This window comes from Streptomyces sp. BE20 (genome assembly GCF_036322525.1).
Lineage (GTDB): Bacteria > Actinomycetota > Actinomycetes > Streptomycetales > Streptomycetaceae > Kitasatospora.
On record NZ_JAQYWW010000474.1, the window covers coordinates 38,237 to 61,172 of the forward strand.

The 22,936-nt window shown below is 73.7% G+C and carries 18 protein-coding genes; 16 read left to right on the forward strand and 2 right to left on the reverse strand.

All coding sequences use genetic code 11. The features are described from left to right. Positions 1-38 precede the first annotated feature (38 nt). The 7 genes from PUR61_RS06370 to PUR61_RS06400 are packed head-to-tail and all read left to right on the forward strand — an operon-like array spanning position 39 to position 8,319. Entirely contained in the window at positions 39-860 is an 822-nt protein-coding gene (locus tag PUR61_RS06370) for an AfsA-related hotdog domain-containing protein (protein WP_329876515.1), read from the forward strand. Beyond that, complete coding sequence (locus tag PUR61_RS06375) at positions 857-1,525, forward strand: methyltransferase family protein (protein WP_329876517.1); 669 nt, start codon at positions 857-859, stop codon at positions 1,523-1,525. The genes PUR61_RS06370 and PUR61_RS06375 overlap by 4 nt, the downstream gene beginning before the upstream one ends. Next, entirely contained in the window at positions 1,522-2,214 is a 693-nt protein-coding gene (locus PUR61_RS06380; RefSeq protein ID WP_329876519.1) for a nitroreductase family protein, read from the forward strand. The genes PUR61_RS06375 and PUR61_RS06380 overlap by 4 nt, the downstream gene beginning before the upstream one ends. Further along, a complete protein-coding gene (locus PUR61_RS06385) occupies positions 2,207-5,089 on the forward strand; it encodes a PEP/pyruvate-binding domain-containing protein (protein ID WP_329876521.1) in 2,883 nt (960 codons plus the stop codon). The genes PUR61_RS06380 and PUR61_RS06385 overlap by 8 nt, the downstream gene beginning before the upstream one ends. Then, on the forward strand, positions 5,082-6,350 hold the full coding sequence (locus PUR61_RS06390) for a cytochrome P450 (protein WP_329876523.1): 1,269 nt from the start codon (positions 5,082-5,084) through the stop codon (positions 6,348-6,350). The genes PUR61_RS06385 and PUR61_RS06390 overlap by 8 nt, the downstream gene beginning before the upstream one ends. Next, positions 6,347-7,246 (forward strand): hypothetical protein, encoded by a 900-nt coding sequence (locus PUR61_RS06395; RefSeq protein ID WP_329876525.1) that lies wholly within the window; start codon positions 6,347-6,349, stop codon positions 7,244-7,246. The genes PUR61_RS06390 and PUR61_RS06395 overlap by 4 nt, the downstream gene beginning before the upstream one ends. Then, entirely contained in the window at positions 7,243-8,319 is a 1,077-nt protein-coding gene (locus PUR61_RS06400; RefSeq protein WP_329876527.1) for a ketoacyl-ACP synthase III family protein, read from the forward strand. Before PUR61_RS06395 ends, PUR61_RS06400 begins: the two co-directional genes overlap by 4 nt. 60 nt (positions 8,320-8,379) lie before the next feature. Here the strand turns inward: PUR61_RS06400 and PUR61_RS06405 are convergent, their stop codons facing one another. After that, positions 8,380-9,027, reverse strand: coding sequence for a GntR family transcriptional regulator (locus PUR61_RS06405; protein ID WP_329876529.1), 648 nt, complete (start codon positions 9,025-9,027; stop codon positions 8,380-8,382). Between the two features lie 106 nt (positions 9,028-9,133). Between PUR61_RS06405 and PUR61_RS06410 the strand changes: the two genes are divergently transcribed. The 9 genes from PUR61_RS06410 (at position 9,134) to PUR61_RS06450 (ending at position 20,688) form a co-directional block, all read left to right on the forward strand. Then, positions 9,134-11,110 carry a beta-galactosidase gene (locus tag PUR61_RS06410; RefSeq protein ID WP_329876531.1) on the forward strand — a complete coding sequence of 659 codons (1,977 nt, stop codon included), beginning with the start codon at positions 9,134-9,136 and terminating at the stop codon, positions 11,108-11,110. After that, entirely contained in the window at positions 11,107-12,456 is a 1,350-nt protein-coding gene (gcvPA, locus tag PUR61_RS06415) for an aminomethyl-transferring glycine dehydrogenase subunit GcvPA (protein ID WP_329876533.1), read from the forward strand. Before PUR61_RS06410 ends, gcvPA begins: the two co-directional genes overlap by 4 nt. Then, positions 12,453-14,009: an aminomethyl-transferring glycine dehydrogenase subunit GcvPB gene (gene gcvPB / locus PUR61_RS06420; protein WP_329876535.1), complete on the forward strand. Its 1,557-nt coding sequence runs from the start codon at positions 12,453-12,455 to the stop codon at positions 14,007-14,009. The genes gcvPA and gcvPB overlap by 4 nt, the downstream gene beginning before the upstream one ends. After that, positions 13,964-15,145 carry an ATP-NAD kinase family protein gene (locus tag PUR61_RS06425; RefSeq protein WP_329876537.1) on the forward strand — a complete coding sequence of 394 codons (1,182 nt, stop codon included), beginning with the start codon at positions 13,964-13,966 and terminating at the stop codon, positions 15,143-15,145. Before gcvPB ends, PUR61_RS06425 begins: the two co-directional genes overlap by 46 nt. Next, entirely contained in the window at positions 15,142-15,891 is a 750-nt protein-coding gene (locus PUR61_RS06430; RefSeq protein ID WP_329876539.1) for an SDR family NAD(P)-dependent oxidoreductase, read from the forward strand. The genes PUR61_RS06425 and PUR61_RS06430 overlap by 4 nt, the downstream gene beginning before the upstream one ends. A 106-nt stretch (positions 15,892-15,997) precedes the next feature. Next, positions 15,998-17,308 carry an ABC transporter substrate-binding protein gene (locus PUR61_RS06435; protein WP_329876541.1) on the forward strand — a complete coding sequence of 437 codons (1,311 nt, stop codon included), beginning with the start codon at positions 15,998-16,000 and terminating at the stop codon, positions 17,306-17,308. Further along, positions 17,305-18,249 carry a carbohydrate ABC transporter permease gene (locus PUR61_RS06440; protein ID WP_329876543.1) on the forward strand — a complete coding sequence of 315 codons (945 nt, stop codon included), beginning with the start codon at positions 17,305-17,307 and terminating at the stop codon, positions 18,247-18,249. The genes PUR61_RS06435 and PUR61_RS06440 overlap by 4 nt, the downstream gene beginning before the upstream one ends. Before the next feature lie 7 nt (positions 18,250-18,256). Next, positions 18,257-19,081, forward strand: a complete 825-nt coding sequence (locus PUR61_RS06445) for a carbohydrate ABC transporter permease (protein WP_329876545.1) — start codon at positions 18,257-18,259, stop codon at positions 19,079-19,081. Further along, entirely contained in the window at positions 19,081-20,688 is a 1,608-nt protein-coding gene (locus tag PUR61_RS06450) for an amylo-alpha-1,6-glucosidase (protein ID WP_329876547.1), read from the forward strand. Before PUR61_RS06445 ends, PUR61_RS06450 begins: the two co-directional genes overlap by 1 nt. Positions 20,689-20,706: 18 nt before the next feature. Here the strand turns inward: PUR61_RS06450 and PUR61_RS06455 are convergent, their stop codons facing one another. Continuing rightward, positions 20,707-22,770, reverse strand: a complete 2,064-nt coding sequence (locus PUR61_RS06455) for a TnsA endonuclease N-terminal domain-containing protein (RefSeq protein ID WP_329876549.1) — start codon at positions 22,768-22,770, stop codon at positions 20,707-20,709. Positions 22,771-22,936: the final 166 nt, after the last annotated feature.

The following is a 22,936-nucleotide window of genomic DNA, read 5'->3' on the forward strand; positions in this document are numbered from 1 at the left end:
CCTCTTTGGCAACTGATGCATCATCAGGCCGCCTTGACGTGCCGGTTCTCGGCGCGAGCGGGAGTCCGGTACCGCTGCACGTGGACGAGGACGACCCCTGTTTCTTCGATCATCCGCTCGACCACGTCCCCGGCATGCTGCTGGTGGCGGCCCTGCTCGACCTGATCCGCGCCCGGACGCGGGAACAGGCGGACGCGGGCTTCGGACGGCTCCGGATCTCGCTGAGCTTCGACCGGATCTGCGAACGCGACCGGCCGGTGCTGCTGCACTGCGACCCGGTCCCGGCCGACGACGGACCGGCCTGGCGGCTGCTGGCCGACCAGGACGGCGAGACCGTCTGCCAGGCGGTCGTCGACCTCGGCCGGACCGCGGCGCCCACCGGGCGGCGCACCGCCACGGGCACTGCCGGGCCGGACGGTGACCTCCCCGCCGACGCCGCCCTGGTGCACCGGCGCCTGCCGGAGAACATCCTGCTGGGCACGGCCGTGCGCACCGAGCGGGCCGCCGTCCTCGTGCCGTCCGACGGGCACCGGCTGCAGGGGGACGCCGAGGGCCTGCACACCCCGGACGCGCTGATCGAGTCCGCCCGCCAGATGGCCACCATGCTCGGGCACACGGCGCACGGACGCGATCCGGACGCCCAGATGCTCTGGCTCAGCCTCGAAGCCGACGTGCCGACCGACCTCCCGACGTCCGTCCCGCTGGCGCTGCACTGGGAGTTCACCCCCGCCCGGGGCGCGCGGGCCGCCTACCCGATGGTGCTGGTCGACGCGGAGAGCGGCGAGCCGCACGGCCGGATCGAGATCGTCGTCCACTCCCTCGACCGAGCCCGCTACGAGAGGCGGAGGGCCGCCAAGTGAGTACCGCGAAGTCCGTTGCCGGACACGGCCCTTCCCTGGCCGTCCAGGCACCCCGTCTGCTCTTCCTCTGCGCGGTGGCCGCGGTCGGCACCGGCGCGGTGGTCCACCTGCGCCACCTCGACCGCACGGTGGACCTGGTCGCCGGCCTCCTCGCCGTCTGCTACCTCGCGTGGCTCGCGGTCGAGATCCCCGTGACGTTCCGCAGGTCCGCGGCCCCGCCCAGCGAGTCGGCCACCCTGCTGCTCTACGCCGCGGCCCGGATCGCCACCGCCGGCTCCGCCGTGCTGGGCCCCGTGCCGTGGGACGGCTGGTCGTGGGCGCTGCTCGTGCCGGCCCTCGTCTTCGTCGGCGGCGTCACCCTGCGACAGGTGGCGATCCACACGCTCGGCCGCTTCTACTCGCACCACGTGATGCGCCAGCAGGACCACCAGATCGTCACCTACGGCCTGTACCGGTTCATCCGGCACCCCGCGTACGCGGGGATGCTGCTGGCGCACGTCGGGTTCGTCGGCTTCTTCCTGAACCCGGCGAGCGCCGTCCTGCTGGTCACGCTCGCCGCCGCGATCACCTGGCGGATCCGCACCGAGGAACGGATGCTCATGAACATCCCCGGCTACGGCGCCTACGCGGCCGGCCACGCCCGACTGGTCCCGGGGCTCTGGTGACCGCGCCCACGGAGGTGCGGGAGGGCCGGCTGCTGCTGACGCCCGACGAGCTGCTCACCACGACCCGGACCGTCCGCCGGCGGCTGGACCTGTCACGCCCGCTCGACCTCGCGGTCGTCAAGGAGTGCCTGGAGATCGCCCTCCAGGCACCGAACGGCGGCAACACCCAGCACTGGCACTGGCTGGTCGTCACCGACCCGGACCTGCGGAGGCGGATCGCCGCCGTCTACCGCCGGGTGTTCGACGCCCGCTACCCGTCCGGCGAACGCCCCCCGGCCACCCCGGAGGAGGAGGCCACCGCGCGCATGGTGGCCAGCGGCCGTCACCTGGCCGTACACCTGCACGAGGTGCCGGTGCTGGTGATCCCGTGCTTGCGGCTGCGAGGCGGGCGCCTTCCGGCCGGCAGCCAGGCCGGTCTGTGGGGATCCCTGCTGCCGGCGGCCTGGAGCTACATGCTCGCCGCCCGGTCCCGCGGGCTGGGCACCGCGTGGACCACCGTGCACCTGGACGCCGAGCAGGAGGTCGCCGCCCTCCTCGGACTCCCCGACGACGTGCGCCAGGGTGCCCTGATCCCGACCGCGCACGTCCTCGGGGAGGGCTTCCGGCCGGCTGCCCGCCGGCCCGTGGAGAGCGTGCTGCATCTGGACGGCTGGGCAGGTCGGGGGTGCGGCGGTGGATCCGATGACTGACCTCGTGGTCACGGCGGAGGCCGGCGACGCCCTCGCCGACGCCGCCGCGGTGGGGAACAAGTTCGCCCGTCAGGAGCTGCTGCGCCGGGCGGGCTTCCGGGTGCCGGAGTTCTTCTGCCTGTCCGCCACGGCTTTCGACCGGGCGCTCGACGAAGTCCGGCCGCTCCTTCCGGACCTGCCGCCGGACACCGGCGACGAGTCCGCGGTCGTCGACTGGTGCGCGGCCGCCCACAAGGCCCTGACCGACCTGAGCGTCCCGCAGGCCCTGGCCGGGCGGATCCGGGCGGAGTTCACCTCCCTGGTCGGCGCCGACGGCCTGGTCGCGGTCCGCGCCTGCGTGGTCCCGGTCGTCGGCTCCGGGCCCGAGGGCACCACGGACGACGCCGTCGGGGAGGACAGCGCCGTCGACCCGTTCGCCGGGATGAGCGACAGCTTCCTGTACGTCGACCTGGCCGGGCTCGCCGACGCCGTCGTCCGCTGCTGGGCGTCCGCCTTCAACCCGCAGGCCGTGCGCTACCGCGCGTTCCGGGGACTCGACCCGACGCGCGCCCGCGTCGCGGTCGGCGTCCAGCGGATGGTGCTCGGCACCCGCTCGTTCGTCGCGTTCACCCGTGACCCCCGGGACGGCTCCCGTCGCCACCTGATCGCGGCCGCGCACGGCATCGGCGAGGGCGTCGTCCAGGAGAAGGCCGACATCGACCACTTCTTCCACGACCCCGCCACCGGCCGGGTGACCGCGCAGACCGTGCACAAGCGCTGGTCGATGGGCCTGCCGGAGGACGCCGTCGCCGGAGCGCCGGTCCTGCTGGCGGTGCCCGCGGACCTGGCCGACCCGCCGGTCCTCAACGACGCGGAGGCCCGTACGGTGGCCGAACTGGCCGCCCGGGTGGAGGAACTGTTCGGCACCCCCCAGGACATCGAGGGCGCCATCACCCCCGACGGCGTCATCCACCTGGTGCAGGCCCGGCCGCTGGTGACCGCCCCCGCGGCGGGCGCGCCCGCCGCGCCGGACGGCGCCGGCCCCACCGTGTACTGGGGCAACCACAACATCACGGAGAGCTTCCCCGGGGTGTCGGGCGCGCTCACCTACTCCCAGTCGCGCGAGTTCTACCGCCGGTCCTTCGGCGACCTCTACCGGCGGATGGGCGTTCCCGCACGGCTCCTGCGGGAGAACGCGCACCGGCTCACCCGGATGGTCGGCTACCTGGAGGGCCAGGTCTACTACCGGCTCGACGACTGGCACGAACTGCACGGCCAGATGCCGATGTTCGACATCGTGCGCGGCCTCTGGGAGCAGGGCATGGGCATCACGGGCCCGGCCCGCGGCACCCGCCGCCGGTCGCGGGCCCGGGTGGTGGGCTCGGTGCCGGGCCTGCTGTGGCGCACCGCCGCCCACCCGTGGGAGGTGAGCCGCTTCCTCCACTGGTGGGACCGGCAGATGACGGAGGCGAACGCCGTCGGTGACACCCCCGAGGAGCTGATCGCCCTCTACCGGCGGATCTGGGACCGGGCCGAGCGCAAGTGGGGCGTCACCCTGGTCAACGCGCTCATCGCCCTGCTCGTCCTGCGCTCCGGCACCGCCCTGCTGCGCCGGTGGACCGGCCTCGGGCCGCAGGCGTTCGTGGCACTGCTGGTCGGCGGCAAGGAGAACCGGTCGCTGGAGGCCGTCCGCGCGGCCATGGCCCTGGGCGAGCTCGTGGGCACGATTCCCGAGCTGCGCCGCGCCGTCGTCGAGAACGACGACCCGCGGCAGGTGTGGACGGACCTGACCGCCGGCCGCTACGGCGAGCCCGTCGCCGACGCCGCCCGGTCGTACGTCGCGCGCTACGGCGACCGCGCCCTGCACGACCTCAAGCTGGAGGAGCCCACCCCCCGCCAGCACCCGTGGGCCGTCGTGCCGCTGATACGCCCGCTGGTCCGCCAGGGGGCGACCGTCGCCGCCAACCGGGCGGAGGAACGGGCCGCCGCCGAGCGGGCCCGCGCGAACCTGCGGGAGGTCTGCCCCCGTCCGGTGCGCCGCGCCGTGCTCCTGGCGCACGCGGCAGTGGCCCGGGACCTCGTGCGTATCCGTGAGGACACCCGGTTCTGCCGCACCCAGCTCTTCGGGATCTCGCGCGACGTGATGTGGCGCCTCGGCGCGGAACTCGCCCGCACCGGCGTGCTGGACGACCGGCTGGACGTGGCGGACCTGACGGTGGAGGAGGTCATCGGCGCCTTCGACGGCACCGGGACCGTCTCCGACCTGCGCGCCCTGGCGGCACTGCGCCGGGCGGACCGCCTGCGCTGGACGGAGTCCGAGCAACGACCCAGCCTGCTGGGCGTGCCCGGCAACCTGCCGCTGGTCCGCGCACTCCCGTACGCCGCGCCCGTCCTGGGCGACGACGCCCGCGACGACCGGGTGCTGCGGGGGATCGGCTCCAGCGGGGGTGTGGTCCGGGGCCGCGCCACGGTGGTGCTCGACCCCGGCGCCGGTACGGACGTCGACGGCCGGATCCTGGTGGCCCGGGAGACCGACCCGGGCTGGCTGTTCCTGATGATGTCCGCCAAGGGCCTGGTGGTCGAACGCGGCACGCTGCTGTCGCACACCGCGATCACCGGCCGCCTCCTCGGCGTCCCGACGGTGGTCGCCGTGCCGGAGGCCACCAGGGCGATCCCGGACGGTGCGTGGATCGAGATCGACGGGAGCGCCGGCACGGTCCGGCTGCTCCCCGACCCGGCGAACGCCGAGCACACCGAGCCCGCCGAGCACACCGAGCCCGCCGAGCCCGCCGGGCCCGGCGGGCCCGCCGAAGACGTGGCGAACGCCGATCATGCGACGGGCCCCGCGAACGCGGCGGGCGCCCGGAAGACCGAGGGGGCCGAGAACGATGACTGACCCGGTACGTTTCCCCTTCCCCCCGGAGGCCGGTGTCTGTCCGGCCGCCGAGTACCACGAGCTCCTGGCCACCGGAGAGCCGTACCCGGTCCGGCTCTCCAGCGGCCGGCCGGCCCTCGTGATCACCCGTCACGAGGACGTCGCCGCCGTCCTCAACGACGACCGCTTCAGCCGGGCCCGCTACGTGGAACTCGCCCGCCCGCTCCTGGCCCGCAAGGCGGACTCGATCCTGCTCGCCACCGCCGACGCGCCGGACCACACCCGCCGCCGCCGCGCGATCCTGCCCGACTTCACCGCCCGGCGGGTCCGGCAACTACGGCCCCGACTGGAGGAGTTGGCCGAAGAACTGCTGGACGGTCTGACCGCCGGCGCCGACCACGGCGAGGCGGACCTGGTCGACGGGTACGCCGTGCCGTTCGCGATGCAGCTGATCTGCGAGCTCCTCGGCGTCCCGCGCGAGGACGGCGTCCGGCTGCGCCGCGAGGTGGACGTCCTCATGTCGACCTCCGGCCACACCCCGGAGGAGGTCGCCGCGACGCAGGCCCGGATGGACGCGTACTTCGAGGAGCTCGTCGCGGGGAAGCTGCGGGCCGTGGAACGCGGCGAACCGGCCGAGGACCTGCTGACCAGGATGGCGACCCGGCCCGAGGAGGATCCGGCCCTGCGGCTCTCGCCGAAGGAGATCGTGTCCCTCGGTTCGGGCATGCTGATGGCGGGCTACGAGACCACCGGCAACTCCTTCGCGATGTGCGTCCTGCTGCTGCTCGGGCATCCCGGTCTCGCCGAACGGCTGCGGGCGGAGCCCGGGCGGATACCGGCCGTGATCGAGGAGATGCTCCGCTGGAGCTCGCTCAACAACACCGGCGGCGCGCCCCATCTGGTGACGGAGGACACGGAGTTCGGGGGCTGCCCGGTCCGGGCCGGTGAGATCGTGGTGCCGGTCACGGCCGCCGCCAACCGGGACCCGGCGGTGTTCAAGGACCCGGACACCTTCGACCCGGACCGGCCGGACGCCACCGGACACCTGGCGTTCGGCCACGGCCGGCACCTGTGCCCGGGGGCCGAACTCGCCCGCGCCGAGCTGCAGATCGGCATGGCCGCGCTGCTGCGCCGGTTCGAGGTGCTGGAACTCGCCGTGCCCGAGGCGGAGTTGAAGTGGCGCCGGACGATGTTCATCAACGGCGTCTGGGAGTTGCCCGTCCGTTGGTCGACCCGTCCGAGGCAGTCGGCGCGACCGAAGCCGTCGGGGCCGCCGGCGTGATCCGTCGTCTCGGCCTCTTCGTGCGGGGCAGCTTCCCCCTGCCGCTGTCGGTGGTGTTCGGCGCCCTCTGGGCGGTGGGGGTGACGGGGCTCTACGCCGCCGTCCACCCGCACGCCCAGCACTGGCGGCCGGGGTGGGGCACCGTCCTCGCGGCGGTCACCGTCGTCGTCGACCTGCTGCTGCTGCGGGCCGCCGACGATCTGCGGGACCTGCCGTACGACCGGCGGCACAATCCGGGCCGCCCGCTGGCGCGCGGCGCGGTGCTGCCCCGCGACCTGGTGGTGCTGCTGGGCGTGGGCGCGGCCGTCCTGCTGCTGCTCAACACGGGGAACCGGCCCGCGCAGCTGCTGCTCGCCGCGCAGTTCGGGTACCTCGTCCTGCTGGTGGGGGCGGAGCTGCGGTTCGGCTGGCCGCCCGGGGACGCGGTGGTGCTGAGCGTGCTGTTGAGCGCTCCGGTCCAGATCCTGCTCAACCTCTACCTGTACGCGGTCTTCCTCGGCGACACCGGTCTGTCCGCGGACCGGCACGTCCTGGCGGTGCTCGCCGTGGTGATGCTCGCGGCCACCCACCACGAGCTGGCCCGCAAGCTGGTCCGGGCCCCCGGGGAGCGGGAGCGCACCTACGTCCACGCCTTCGGGGTCCGGGCCACCACCGCGCTGGCGGTGGGGTTCGCGGTCGCCTCCGCGGTGGTGGCGCTGGCCGTCCTCCGTCCGTGGGAGGCGGGGGCCGGGGCGGCCTGGGGGTGGCTGGTGGTCCTTCCGGTGGCCGTCGTCCTCCGGGCGGCGTGGAGCTTCGTCCGGGGCGGGGCGCCGCGCTGGCCGCTGCGCGCGGTGGTCGGCTACCTGCCGGCCGCCTTCACCTGCTACCTGCTGATCGGCATGGGGGTCACGGCATGAGGACGGAGAACCTGTTCATCGCGGGCCTGGGCACCTGGGTCCCGGGGTTCGAACCGGTGGCGGAAGCCGTCCGCCAGGGCCGGTACGACGCGGAGCGGGCGCGGGCCGAGGGCTGGACCGGCGTGGCGTTCGCCGGGGACGTGTCGGCGCCCGAACTCGCGGCCGGGGCGGGCGTGGAGGCCCTCAAGCGCTCGGGCCTCGACGCCGACCGGATCTCGCTGGTCCTGCACGCCGGCACCTTCCACCAGGGACCCGACGGCTGGTACGCCGCGAACTACGTCCAGGACAAGGTGGTCGGCACCGCGGTGCCGGCGATCGGCCTGGACCAGGGCTGCACGGCGATGCTGGACGCGCTCCACCTCGCCCACGGCCACCTGGCGGTGGGTCCCGGCGGCGGCGCGGTGCTGGTGACGGCGGCCGACAACTTCGGTGCCCCGCTGGTCGACCGGTGGAAGTACGCGGACGGCTGGACCGCCGGCCGGGGCTCGGTGCTCGGTGACGCCGGCTGCGCGGCGGTCGTCTCCACCGAGGGCGGTCCGCTGCGGATCCGTTCGCTGGCGCTGTCGTCGCTCTCCAGGTGGGAGCACCTCTACCGGGGGGAGGACCCGGTGTTCCCGCCCAGGCCGGGCCTCACGGTCGAGACCTCCCTGGGGCGGCGGATGTCAGCCCACGCCGACCGGCTCGACCGGGACGGCGGCCACGACGCGGAGGGCGGGTCGCGCCGGGCCGTCGCCGGTGACCTGGTGCGGGCGCGGACGGCCCTGGCCCGGCAGGCGATGGAGGAGGCGGGCATCGGTCCGGCCGACGTCACCCGGGTCACCCACGTGTTCTCCGGTCACCCCCGCTACCTGGAGACCCTGTTGGAGCCGCTGGGGATCGACCCCGGCCGCGGCATGCTCGACCTCGGCCGTGCCCACGGTCACCTGGGGGCGGGCGACCAGTTCCTCTCCCTCGCCCACCTCGTGGAGACCGGCGCCGTGTCGCCGGGCGACCACGTCCTGATGATGGGCAACGGCGCGGGCATCTCCCTGGCCTGCTCGGTGATCGAGGTCCTGGAGGACCCGGGCTGGTGAGGTCGACACCGACCCGCCCCGCGCACCCGTCACGCCGCTGCGGCGTGACGGGTGCGCGCGTCACCGGTCCGGGGGGATGTGGGCGAGCATGCGTTCCATGCCGCCCACCCAGTTGGCCCTGAGCGCCTCGGTGGCGCCGGGGAGGTCGTCGTCGAGGAGTCTCCGGGCGATCTCGCAGTGCTCCTCGGCCTCGCGGGCGACCGGCTGGTCCTCGGCGACGACGAGGTTCTCGTAACGGCGCATGCCGGCCTTGATGCGGGCCAGCAGGTCGAGCAGGCGCTCGTTGGGGCAGCCGCTCAGCAGGAGGCCGTGCCACTCGTCGTCGCGCCGGTCGACGGTCGCGTGGTCGGCGACGGGGTCGGGGAACTCCCGGGCCATCTCCAGGAGCCGGGGGGCGATGCCCCGCAGGTGCGCGGGGTCGGAGGACTCCAGCGCGAGGGATTCCAACGAGGCGACGATCGCGACGAGTTCACGGAACTCGGTACGGCTGACGGGCGCGAAGCGGAAGCCGCGGCCCTGGTTGCTCTCCAGGACCCCTTCGCCGGTCAGGGTGATCAGCGCCTCGCGCAGGGGGGTGCGGCTGACGCCCAGTTCGGCCGCCAGGACGGCCTCGTTGACGTCGGTGCCGGGGGCGAACTCGCCGCGGGTCAGACGGTCCATCAGCTCGTCGCGGATCTGTTCTCGCAGCGGGCGGCGCTCGATCGCCATCGGGTCCCCAATCCTCGGATTTCCACCATAGCCCTTGACCGGATGCAGAGTACTGCACTATGCATTCTGAATACAAAATGCGAACCGGGTGGACGGGAGGCGGCAGATGAGCCTGACGCGGGTGCCGGGGATGCTGTTCGGAGGTGACTACAACCCCGAACAGTGGCCCGAGGAGGTGTGGGAGCAGGACGTCCGGCTGATGGCCGAGGCCGGGGTGAACGTCGTGACCGTCGCGGTGTTCTCCTGGTCGCGGCTGGAGTCCGCGCCCGGGGTCTTCGACTTCGGCTGGCTGGACCGGGTCCTGGACCTGCTCCACGCCCACGGGATCGCGGTGGACCTGGCCACCGCGACGGCGACGCCGCCGCCCTGGCTGGTGCGGGAACACCCCGAGATGCAGCCCGTCGACGCGGGCGGGACCCGCCTGGGGTTCGGTTCCCGGCAGGGCTACTGCCCCTCCTCGCCGGTGTTCCGGGCGGGCACCGTGCGGCTGGCACGGGCGATGGCGGAGCGCTACGGGGAGCACCCGGCGCTGGTCATGTGGCACGTCGGAAACGAGTACGGCGACCACACGGTCGAGTGCTTCTGCGAGGAGTCGGCGCGGGACTTCCGGCGCTGGCTCGCCGACCGCCACGGGAGCCTGGAGGGCCTCAACACCGCCTGGGGGACGTCCTGCTGGGGCCAGCACTACACGGAGTGGACGCAGGTCGAACCGCCCCGGAAGGCACCCGGTCCGGTCAACCCGGCCCAGGTCCTGGACTGGCGGAGGTTCTCCAGCGACGCGCTGCTCGCCTGCTTCGAGGCCGAGCGCCGGGTGCTCAAGGACGTCACCCCGGACATCCCCGTGACGACGAACTTCATGAGCATCCTGCACCACCTCGACTACTGGACGTGGGCGGCGGCCGAGGACGTCGTCAGCGACGACGCCTACCCCGACCCCGCCGACCCGGCGTCCCACGTGAAGGCCGCACTCAGCTACGACCTGATGCGCTCGCTGAAGCGGCAGCCGTGGCTGCTCCTCGAATCGGCGCCCGGCGCGGTGAGCTGGCGGGAGGTGAACGTCCCCAAGGAGCCGGGCCTCATGCGCCTGCACAGCCTGCAGGCGGTCGCCCACGGTTCGGACGGGGTGATGTTCTTCCAGTGGCGCCAGGCCGCGTACGGGCCGGAGAAGTTCCACTCGGCGATGCTGCCGCACGGCGGGACGGACACCCGCCAGTGGCGCGAGACGCTCGAACTGGGGGCGGACGTGCGGCGGCTGGCCGAGGTCGCGGGGGCCACGACGTCGGCCGACGTCGCCCTCGTCCTGGACTGGGACAGCTGGTGGGGGCTGGAGGCGCCGGAGTCGCTGCCGTCGAACCGGCTCGCGCTGCACGCGCTCCTCCTCGCCTGGTACCGGCCGCTGCACGCCCGCGGCATCGCCGTCGACCTCTCGCCGCCCGGCCGGGACCTCTCCTCCTACAAGGTCGTCGTCGTCCCCAACCTCTACCTGTGCACCGCGGAGCAGGCCGCGAACCTCGCCTCCTTCCCGGGCCGGCTGCTCGTCGGCCCGTTCAGCGGGGTCGTCGACGCCGCCGACCAGGTCCACGAGGGCGGCGCGCCCGGGCCGCTGCGGGAGCTGCTGGGCGTGCGCGTCGAGGAGTTCTGGCCGATCCCCGACGGCCTGACCCAGCAGGTGGTGACGCCGGACGGCACCCGGCTGACGGCCCGGACCTGGAGCGAGTGGCTGACCGTCGACGACGCGCAGGTGGTCGCGCGCTACCGCGGCGGTCCGCTGGACGGGCGCGCGGCGGTCACCCGGCGCGGGCACGCCACCTACCTCGGCTGCCTGCCCGACGACCTGACCCCGGTGCTCGACGAGGTGCTCGCCGGCGCCGGCGTCACCGGCGTCACCGGGACGGACCTGCCCGCCGGCGTCGAGGCGTGCCGCCGCGGCGCGTACCTGTTCCTGCTCAACCACGGGGCCGCACCGGCCACCGTCACCCTGCCCGCCGCCGGGACCGACCTGCTGACCGGCCGTCCCCTGCACGGCCACGTGGTGCTCGCGCCCCGCGACGCCGTGGTCCTGAAGCCCGAGGAGATCTCGTGACCCATCCCTACATCCCCAACGCGGGGCCCGAGGCCCGGGCGGCGATGCTCGCCGAGATCGGTGCGTCGAGCGTCGCCGAGTTCTACGGCGACATCCCCGCCGACCTGCGGCCGGGCCGCCCCCTCGACCTGCCCGCCCCGTTCGCCGACGAGCCCGGCCTGGTGCGGCACATGCGCGGCCTGCTGGCCCGCAACACCGACACCACCGAGGTGCTGAGCTTCCTCGGGCACGGCTGCTACCCGCACCACGTCCCGGCGGTGTGCGACGAGGTGAACGGGCGCGGCGAGTTCCTGACCGCCTACGCGGGGGAGCCCTACGAGGACCACGGCCGGTTCCAGGCCCTCTTCGAGTACGTCTCGATGATGGCCGAGCTGCTCGACATGGACGTCGTCAACGTGCCCACCTACGACGGCTTCCAGGCGGCGGGGACGGCCCTGCGGATGGCCGCCCGCCACACGGGCCGCGGCCGGGTGCTCGTCAGCGGCGCGATCGCGCCGGACAAGCTCGCCAAGATCCGGGACTACCTGGCCCCGGACGTCGAGGTCGTGCTCGCCCCGGTGGCCGGCTCGGGGGAGGTGGGCGAGATCGACCTGGACGACACCTTCGCCGCGCTCTACCTGGAGACGCCCAACGTCTACGGCGTCATCGAGACGCGCGGGCGCGAACTGGCGGACCTCGCCCACGGCGCCGGCGCCCTCCTGGTCGTGGGGACGGACCCGATCGCGCTCGGCGTGCTCGCGCCCCCCGCGTCCTTCGGCGCGGACCTGGTCTGCGGGGACATCCAGTCGCTCGGCATGCACCAGCAGTACGGCGGCGGCCAGGCCGGGTTCATCGCGAGCCGGGACGACGAGCGCCTGGTCGCGGAGTTCCCCTCCCGCCTGTTCGGCATCGCCCCGACCGCCGTCCCCGGTGAGTACGGCTTCGGTGACGTCTTCTACGACCGGACCTCCTTCGCGCTGCGCGAGGAGGGCAAGGAGTGGGTCGGCACCGCGGCCGCCCTGTGGGGCATCACCGCCGGCGTCTACCTCTCGCTGATGGGCCCGCAGGGAATGCGCGAGATCGGCGAGACGATCCTGGCCCGGACCCGGTACGCGATGGGGGCCCTGGCCTCGGCCGGTGCCCGGGTCCGTCACCAGGAGGCCTTCCACTTCCGCGAGTTCGCCGTCGAGGTGCCGGACGCCGACGCGTTCCTCGCGGCGCTGCGCCGCCGGGACATCTTCGGCGGGGTGCGGCTCGGCTCCCGGGAGGTCCTGGTCTGCGTCACCGAGCGGCACTCGATCGCCGACATCGACACCCTCGCGGCGGCCGCCAAGGACGCCCTCTCAGCCATCGGAGGCACCAAGTGAGCTCGCACGGAGAATCGTTCGCCACCCTGCCCGTCGCACCCAAGCCCGCGCTGCGCCGTTTCCACCAGGCCCGCTGGGACGAGGAGATCATCTTCGAGCTGTCCCGGCCCGGCCGGCGCGGGGTGGGCGTGCCCGCCCCGGACGCGCCGCCGGTCGAGCTGCCCGAGGGCGTCGGCCGCCGCACCCCGCCGGCGCTGCCCGAACTGTCGCAGAACCAGGTGGTCCGCCACTACCTGCGCCTGTCGCAGGAGACCCTCGGCGCCGACCTGAACATCGACGTCGGCCAGGGCACCTGCACGATGAAGTACAGCCCCAAGGTCAACGACACCTTCGTGCGGGATCCGAAGATCGCCGAACTGCACCCGCTGCAGCCCGAGGACTCCGTCCAGGGCGTGCTGGAGATCTACTGGCGGCTGGAGCAGATCCTCAAGGAGATCTCCGGCATGGCCCGGGTGTCGCTGCAGCCCGGCGCCGGTTCCGCGGCGATCTACGCCAACATCGCGATGATCCGCGCCTACCACGCCTCGCGGGGCGAGGGCGGGCAGCGCGACCAGGTCGTCACCACGATGTTCTCGCACCCCTCGAACGCGGCGTGTGCGAAGGTCGCCGGGTACGAGGTGATCACCCTGATGCCGGACGCCGCCGGCAACCCGGACATCGAGGCGCTGCGGGCGGCCGTGGGCCCGCGGACCGCGGCGCTGCTCATCACCAACCCGGAGGACACCGGGATCTTCAACCCGAGGATCCGCGAGTTCGTCGACCTCGTCCACGAGGCGGGCGGCCTGGCCTGCTACGACCAGGCGAACGCCAACGGCATCCTCGGGATCACCCGCGCCCGTGACGCCGGCTTCGACCTGTGCCACTTCAACCTGCACAAGACGTTCTCGACCCCGCACGCGTGCGGCGGTCCCGCGGCGGGGGCGTGCGGCGTCTCCGAGGCGCTGGCGCCGTTCCTGCCCGGACCGGTCGTCGAGCGTGCCGGCGAGTCGTACACGCTGGCCTCCCCCGAGCGGTCGGTGGGGAAGATCCGGCCGTTCCTCGGGGTCACGCCGAACGTGGTGCGCGCCTACGCGTGGGTGATGGCGCTCGGCGCGGACGGTCTGCGGGAGGTCGCGGAGACGGCCGTCCTCAACAACAACTACCTGATGCACAAGGTCCTGCGGATCCCCGGCGCCTCCGTCCCGTGGGCGGACCGGCGGCGGGTGGAGCAGGTCCGCTACTCCTGGCAGGACCTCACGGAGGAGACCGGGGTGCACTCCGAGGAGATCGGGATCCGCGCCGCCGACTTCGGCGTCCACTACTGGACCAGCCACCACCCGTACGTGGTCCCCGAGCCGTTCACCCTGGAACCGACGGAGTCCTACTCCCGCGAGGACCTGGACGAGTACGCCGCGATCCTCGCCCAGGTGGCCTCCGAGGCCCGGGAGAACCCCGAGTTCGTGAAGAACGCGCCGTACCACCAGACCGTCCACCGGATCGACCCCACCTCGCTGGACGATCCCGCGCAGTGGTCGCCGAGCTGGCGCGCCTACTGTCGCAAGCACCGCCGGTGATCGTCGGCCTGGTCGTGAACCCCGTGGCGGGACTCGGGGGTCCGGCCGCGCTCAAGGGCAGCGACGGCCCCGACGTCCAGGCCAGGGCGCTCGCCCTCGGCGCCGTCCCGCGTGCGGGGGAGCGGGCGGCCGCCGCGCTGGCGGCGCTCCACCGCCTGCGCCCGGACGTCCGGGTGCGCACCGTGGCGGGGGCCATGGGGGAGGACAGCGCGCGGGCGGCCGGCGTCCCCCACGAGGTCGTCCACCGTCCCCGGGCCGGTGCGGGGGCCGCCACCACGGCCGGCGGCGCGGTGACCGTGACGACCGGCGCGGCGGACACCCGGGCGGCGGTGGCGGCGCTCGGCGGGGCGGACCTGCTGCTGTTCGCGGGCGGGGACGGAACGGCGCGGGACGTGCTGGACGCCCGGCCCCGGGGGCCGGTGCTCGGCGTGCCGGCCGGGGTGAAGGTCTACTCCGGCTGCTTCGCGGTCAGCCCGTTCGCCGCCGCCGCGACCGCCGCCGCGTTCGACGGGACCACCCTGGACGCGGAGGTCGTCGACCTGGACGAGGAGGCGTACCGGTCGGGGCGGGTGGGCGCCCGGCTGTACGGGACCCTGCGGGTGCCCGCGGCCAGGACACGGCTCAGCGGGCGCAAGAGCGGGTCGTCGGGGGCGCCGCCGGGATCGGCGGAGTCGATCGCGCGCGAGGTGGTGGCGTCGATGGTGCCCGGCGAGACCTACGCGCTCGGCCCCGGGGCGACGACGCTCGCGGTGGGCCGCGTGCTGGGTCTGGACCTGACGCCGCTGGGGGTCGACGTGGTCCGGGACGGCGTCCTGCTCGCCCCCGACGTCACCGAGCGGACCTTGCACACCCTTGCCATGTCACAGGTCACACATGGTGTGCTGTCCGTGATCGGCGGGCAGGGGTTCGTGATCGGTCGCGGCAACCAGCAGTTCAGCCCCCGGGTGCTGGACCGGCTCGCCGGGATCGTCGTGCTCGCCACCCAGCAGAAGCTCGCCGCCCTCGGCGGCCGGCCGCTGCTCGTGGACAGCGGCGACGCCGCGACCGACGCCGCGTTCGGCGGCCACACCCGGGTCGTCACCGGGTACCGCGAGTCCGTGATGTACCGCATCCAGTCAGCGAACGAGGAGCTATGAACACGTTGCAGAACAAGGTCGCCGTCGTCACCGGCGGAGCCTCCGGCATCGGCCGGGCCACCGCCCGGCTGTTCGCCGCCGAGGGAGCGGCGGTGGTCGTCGCCGACCTGGCGGACGCCTCCGCCGTGGTCCGGGAGATCGAGGCGGCCGGCGGGCGGGCCGTGTCGGTACGGGCCGACGTCTCCTCCGAGGTCGACTGCGAGCGGATCGTGAACATCGCCGTCGAGCGGTTCGGCGGGCTGCACGTCCTGTTCAACAACGCCGGGATCATCCGGCGCCAGACCGCGCTGGAGATCTCCGCCGACGACTGGGACCGGGTGATGGCCGTCAACGTCCGGTCGGTCTACCTGATGTGCCGCTTCGCGATCCCGGCGATGACGCAGGGCGGCTCGATCGTCAACACCGGTTCCGGCTGGGGGCTGAAGGGAGGCGGCAACGCCCTGTCCTACTGCGCCTCGAAGGCCGCGGTCGTCAACATGACGCGCGCCCTGGCGATCGACCACGCCGCCGCGGGGATCCGGGTCAACTCGGTCAACCCCGGCGACACCATGACGTCGATGCTCCGCGACGAGGCGCGTCAGCTGCAGGTGGAGTGGTCGGCCTTCGAGAAGGACGCCGCCGACCGGCCGATGGGCCGCGCCGGGTCGCCCGAGGAGATCGCGAGCGCCGTGCTGTTCCTCGCCGGCGACGCGAGCAGCTACATCACCGGGTCCGCCCTCGTCGTCGACGGCGGCGGCCTCGCCTGACCCCCCCTGCTCCACCCCGCTCCACCACCCCCGTTCCACCTTTCCGTACCGCTCCGGCGCGCTCCACCCACCCACCCCCCCCGCGAAAGCTCCTCGGAGGCATCTGATGTCTGCTGTGAAGAGAAGGACGGTCCTGGCCGCCGCCGCCGTCGCCCTGTCCGTGTCCGTGTCCGCGTGCAGCGGGAGCGGCGGCGCGGGCTCCACCGGCGACGCGAAGGACGGCAAGGTCACCCTGCGCTGGTCGACCTGGGGTTCGGCCGAGGACATGGCGGTCTTCAAGGCGTTCAGCGACGAGTTCACCAGGAAGTACCCGAACATCACGCTGAAGCTGGAGCCCGTCGCCTCCTACGAGGACTACCACCCCAAGCTGATCACCCAGCTCACCTCCAGGACCGCGCCCGACGTGTTCTACGTCGGTGACGACTACATCGGCAAGCTCGTCGCCGACGGCGTGCTCGCCCCGCTCGACGAGCAACTCGCCGGCCCCCTCAGCAAGAGCAGGCCGACGGACTTCTTCGAGGGCATCTACGGCGGGGCGAAGAAGGGCGGTGTGACGTTCGGTGTCCCGAACGACACCAACCCCGAGGTCCTGTGGTTCGACAAGAAGGCCCTCGCCGCCGCCGGCATCACCGAGGACCCGGCCGCCCTGAACGAGGCCGGCCGGTGGACCATGGCCACGTACCTGGAGATGAACGCCAAGCTCAAGGACTCCGGCCGGTACGGCTCCATATTCTGGAACTGGTACGGCGCCAACTACAGCCTCGTCAACGGCTTCGGCGGCAAGGTCTGGGACAACGGCACGTTCGTCGCACCGTCGGACCCCAAGGCCCGGCAGGCGCTCAGGACCCTCGCCGACGGCTACCGGGACAAGACCTTCGCCTCCGCGGACCTGCTGCCCGAGGGCAACAGCGCGGCCACCCAGTTCGTCAAGCACAAGGCCGGCTTCTACGCCGGGGGCCGCTGGGTGATCGAGGGCATCGACAAGGGCGGCGACCGCGAGAGCTACGACGTCGTGCCGTTCCCCTCGCAGACCGGGGAACCGATCCCCGGCGCGGTCGCCGCGTCCTACCTGACCCTCAACAAGGACACCAAGCACCCGAAGGAGGCCTTCACCTTCCTGAGCGAGTTCGTCAGCAAGGAGGGCCAGCAGCTGCGGCTCAAGGGCGGCAGCGCCGTGCCGTCGATCAAGGGTGCCGAGAACCTGGTGACCGAGGGGAACTACCCCGCGCACGCCCGGACCTTCCTCGACGTCCGCGACAAGGGCTTCGCCAACTACCCCGACGAGGTCGCCGTCCCCGGCCTGACCAAGGCGATCAACGACCACCTCATGAAGATCTGGGAGGGCAAGGTCGGGTTCGACGAGGGGATGACCCAGCTCCAGAGCCTGGTCGACGGGATGAAGGGCCCGAAGGGTTGAGCGCCGTCTCCCAGGCCGTGGCACGCCGGCGGTCCCGCCCCGCACGGAGCGGCCGCGAGCCGCTCTGGCGGCGCCGGGACCGCCGGTGGGCCGTGGTCTTCCTCGCCCCCCAACTGCTCGGCCTGCTGGTGTTCCTGGTCGGCCCGCTCGGGTTCGCCGTCGTCCTGTCCTTCATGGAGTGGGACGGGCTCGGTGACGCGAGCTGGGTGGGACTGGACAACTTCCGGGCCCAGCTGACCGACCCCGCCTTCGGCCGCGCGGTGTGGAACACCGTCAAGATCGGCCTGATCACCGTGCCGGGCGGCCTCGTCCTGGCCCTCCTGCTCGCCCTGGCCCTGCACGGCGTGCGAGGCCGCACCGCCTACCGGGTCGTCTACTTCCTGCCGGTCGTGACGAGCTCCGTCGCGGTGTCGGTGATCTGGCAGATGATCCTCGGCGGCGGCGCCGACGGCATCCTGAACGGCACCGTGCAGGACCTCTTCGGGATCACCCTGCCGGACTGGCTGGCCGACCCGACCTGGGTGGTGCCCGCCATCGCGGTCGTCACGATCTGGTCGTCCCTCGGCCTCAACGTCGTGATCTTCCTCGCCGGACTCGCCACCATCCCGACGAACCTGCTCGAAGCCGCCCGGATCGACGGCGCCGGCCCGTGGCAGACCCTGCGCTCGGTCACCCTGCCGATGCTCTCACCCACGGTCTTCTTCACCGTGGTGGTCTCGGTGATCAGCTCCTTCCAGGCCTTCGACCTGATCTACGTCCTCGTCAACCCCGACCACAACGAGGGCGCCCAGACCATCGTCTACAAGGTCTACCAACAGGGCTTCCGCGAGTTCCACTTCGGCCTCTCCAGCGCCGCGGCCCTGATCCTGCTGCTCCTGACACTCCTCGTCACGGCGGTCCAGTTCAAGGCGCAGAAGCGCTTCGTCCACTACGAGTCGTGAGGCCGCCATGAGCAACCGCAGACGGATCCTCCTGCACACCGGCCTCACCGCCGGCGGCCTGGTCATGCTGTTCCCGTTCATCTGGATGATGCTGACCTCCTTCAAGGGCGCCACCCAGATGATCAACGACCCGCTCGCCTGGCTCCCCGGGCCGTGGCGCCCGCAGAACTACCCGGACGTCCTGGGCGAGGTGCCGCTCGGGCGCGCCTACTGGAACAGCATGTACATCGCGGCCGTCACCGTCGTCGCGACCCTGCTGACCGGTGCGATGGCGGCCTACGCCTTCGCCCGCATACCGTTCCGCGGCTCGGGGCCGCTGTTCGGCCTCTTCCTCGCGACCCAGATGGTCCCCGCCCAGGTCACGATCGTGCCGCTCTACATCATGCTCGCCAAGCTCCAACTCATCGACTCGCACCTGGCGCTGATCCTGCCGGCCGTCGCCAACCCGTTCGCGGTGTTCCTGCTGCGCCAGTTCATCCGGGCCGTCCCGGTCGAGCTGGAGGACGCGGCGCGGATCGACGGCGCGAGCCGGTGGACGATCTTCTGGCGGATCATCCTGCCCAACATCAGGCCCGGCCTGTGGACCCTCGGCATCATTGTCTTCCTGGCCAGCTGGAACAGCTACTTCTTCCCGCTGGTGTTCCTGAACACGCCGGACCTGTTCACCATCCCCCTGCTGCTCGACTCCTTCCACTCCCAGCGGGGCGGCGTCGACTACGGACTGACCGCCGCCCTGTCGGCGATGACCGTGGTGCCGATGCTGATCGCGTTCCTGGTCGGGCAGCGCAAGATCCTCAACAGCATGGCCTCCTCGGGCCTGGGAGGACGCTGATGCTCGCGCTGGACCTCGTGGAGCGGCCGTTCACCGAACGCGGCTCGCGCCTGCTCGTCACCGCCCACCCGGACGGGCTCCGGATCGCCCGCGCCGCGTACGAGACCCCGCTCGCCCGCACCACCGAGCTGTCCGCCCTGGTCGTCCGCGACCCCGCCGGGAAGGACCTCCCCGTCGTCTCCGCGACGCCCACCGAGGTGGTGTTCGCCGGCGGGGTGTCGCTGCTGTTCGCCGACCCCGCCACGCTGGTGATCGCCGGACACCGCGCCCGGGCCTCCTGGCGGCGGCCCGACGGGACGGAGCACACCCTCGCCCTGGCGGGCTGCCACGTCCTCGTCGGCCCGCCCGGCCGGTGGTCGGAAGCGGCCGTGCGCGCCGCGTCCGAGGCCCGCTGGGACGCGTGGTTCGCCCGGATGCCGCCCGTCCCGGAGGACCTGGCGGAACGCGCCCGGACGGCCTGGTGGACCCTGGCCGTCAACCTGCTGCCGATCGCCGGCCGCGAAGGACTCGTCCCCTCCAAGTACGGCTACGTGGGCGTCTGGAACTGGGACGCCCTCTTCCACGCCGTCGGCCTGCGCCACGCCTCGCCCGCCCTCGCCCGCGACCAGATCCTTCTGGTCCTCGACCACCAGCTCCCCGACGGACGCCTCCCGGACGTCGTCCACGACCACGGCGTCCTCGCCGAGACCACCGACCTCCCCCGGTCGGACCACGCCCGCCTGAGCGAACACGTCGGCCGGGCCAACGGCGCCCTGCCCTCCGCGGGTCCGGTCCCGGTCACCAAACCGCCGCTGGCCGCCTGGGCCGTGCGGAAGCTCCACCGGAGCCACCCGGACGTCCGGTTCCTCGCCTCCGCCTACCCCCGGCTCGTGCGCGCGCACGACTGGTGGTTCACCGCCTCCGACCCGGACGGCGACGGGCTGCCCGAATACCTGCACCCCTACTCGTCCGGCCTCGACGACAGTCCCGTCTGGGACTACGGCCCCCGCGCCGAACCCCCCGACCTCAACTCCTACCTGATCCACGAGGCCGACTGCCTGGCGGACATCGCCGACGCCCTCGGCCGGCCCGGGGACGCCGCCCGGTGGCGCACGCGGGCCGCCGCCCACACCGACCTGCTGGTCGCACGCCGCTGGGACGGCACCCGCTTCCGCACCCTCGCCGACGGTGCGGACGTGCCCGTCCGGACCGTCCTCGACCTGATGCCGCTGTTCACCGGCCGCCTGCCCGCCGAGATCGCCGCCCACCTGGAGCGGACCCTCCGCTCGGCCGCCTTCTGGGGGGAACGCCCCGTCCCGACGGTCGCGTTCGACGATCCCGCCTTCGACCCGGACGCGATGTGGCGCGGCCCCGTCTGGCTGAACGTCAACTACCTCCTCGTCGAGGGCCTGCGCCGCTCGGGCTTCGCCGAGACCGCCGACGAGCTCCGACGCCGCACCCTGGCGATGGTCGCGGGCGCCGGCGGCCTCTACGAGTACTGGAACCCCCTGACCGGTGCCCGCGGCAGGCGCGCGACCTCCGGCTTCGGCTGGTCCGCGGCCCTCTTCGTCGACCTCGCCACCGACCGGCAGGACCTGCGGACCGGCCCGGACCGGCCGCACCCCTGAACCGGGGCGGCCGTCCCGTCAGGACCGCCCGGAGCGCGACCGGGCGGTCAGCCGCTGCTTCCAGCCCTTCGGGGGAGGCCACGGGACGCCCCAGGCCGCGAGCTGGCTGCGACGCCACCCGCCGGCCGGGGTCCGGGCCGCCTCGATCTCCTCGGGCGTCGGGCACACGGGCTCGCCGGGACCGGCGGGCGCCGGGTCGTCCTGCCCCGGAAGCGTCTCCTGACGGGGCCCGGGGGCGGCCGCCGGACCGGGGCCCGGTTCCGGTTCCTGTACCGGGCCCGGAACGGAAACGGGCGCGGGCACGAGGTCCGGAACGGGCAGGGGCGTCGGCGTGGGCGCGAGCTCCGGGACGGCGACGGGAACCGGTGCGGGCGCGGCCCGGCCGGCGGAGAGCCGGAACGGCCGGGTGCGCCACTCCCACCCGTGACGCAGGGCCAGGGCCGCGATGTCCAGCGAACCCGGGCGCTGCGCACCCGCGGCGGTCAGCACGTGCGGCCATCCCAGCACCGTGCCATCCGTCAGCAGCGGGCCGATGGCTTCGGCAAGACGCGGGTCCGCCGGGTGGTTCTCCACCAGCGAGCGGGTGCGGTACCCGTCGGTGACCAGCAGGCCCCAGCCGTGGTCGCGGCACAGCGCCTCAAGGGCACGGTACTTGGCGACGTTGACGGCGGTGGCCATCTCGAAGACCGGCTTGACCTCGACGAGGACGCAGCGCCCGTCGGTGGTGGCGACGAGCAGGTCGGGGAAGTACGTGCGCGCCCGCCCGTCGAACTCGTAGCCGACGGCGAGGGGCTGCTCCTGGTAGTACGCGACCTGCGAGGCGAAGGAGAGGAGCTGGACCACCTGGAGTTCGGTCTCCGACTCGTACGCCACCGCGCGGCCGAGCTTGGGGCACTCCCACGACCCGGAGCGGGGATCCTCGTCGTCCGCCTCGCGCAGCGCCTCCAGCTCCGCGCGCGGGGGAGCGCTCCCGCCCGTACCGGCCCACCGGACGTCGGCCTCCAGACGGCTCCACCGCGCGGTGGCCCGCTCGGTACGGCCCTGCCGCGCGGCCTCGCGGCGGGCTGCGCCGTGGCGCAGGGTGCGGATCGTCATGGCCCGGGCCGCGAGGTTCTCCGCGGGAAGCCTGCCGGCCCCGGCGAGGGTGGCGAGCAGGGCGACCGCCCGGCGCGGCGGGACGGACGGCAGCAGCACCCGCGCCAGGTCGAGGAGGCGTTCGGCGTCGGGCGGTCCGTCCTCGCCGTCGGTCGGGGTCCCGTCGAGGCGGCCGAGCTCGGACAGCAGGCTCCGGAACCTCCGGGCCGCGGGCGTGGTGGCGCGGGCCAGCGCGCTCACGGCCTTCTGTTGCAGTTGGCGGATGCGTTCGCGGGACAGGCCGAAGGCGCCGGCGACCGTCTCCAGCGTCTGTGCTTCGTGGTCGCCCACGCCGAGCCGGAGGGTCATGATCCGGCGGTGGCGCTCGCGGGGGAGCTCGTCGACGGCCGCCGCCAGGAGTTCCCGCAGCGCCATCGCGGTGTCGTCGTCGTGCCCGGCGACGGCGCTCCAGGGCGGGGCCGGCGCGGTGGCGCCCGGGCACCGGCACTCCAGCGCCCAGTCCTCCAGGAGCAGTTGCCGGGTGTCCTGCCACAGTCGTCGGCCGGTGTCCCGGCGGACGGCCGGGTCCGCGGCCGCCAGCGTGCCGACCGCGGGGCGTGCGAGGAAGGCCGTCTGCCGATCGGGACGCAGCTCGTGCCCGGTCAGGTGCTGCCACTCGGCGAGAACGTCGGCGGCGCGGGGGTCCGGCGCGGCCGGTGTTCGGCGGGCGGTGCGACCACCGGTGCGTTCGGCGGTGCGACCAGCGGTGTGATCGGCCGCGCGGCCCGGGCCCGCATGGGTCCGCAGCCACTGCAGCAGTTCCTCGTCACCGGCGTCGGTGAGCGGCACGAAGCGGCTCAGACGCGCGCGAACGCCGCCGACGGTACGGCCGTGCCGGGCGGCGAGGTCCTCCAGGGACTGCGCCCGGCCCGCCGCCTCCAGCAGCCGTTCGTCCTCGGCCTCGGTCCAGGCCAGACCGGCTCTCGTACCGGATGCCTTGCTCTCCATGGTCCCCCCACGGTCCGTCACATCACTGGAGTGTCCTCGTGCACCACGACGAGGAGGCGGCAGCCCGGGTTCGCCCCGGACCGGGTGCCAGGCGTCACACCGGCTCCCCGGTGCGGCCGGGTCGGGCTCCGCAGGCGGGCAGGGCGTGGACGCCTGACACGCCGTC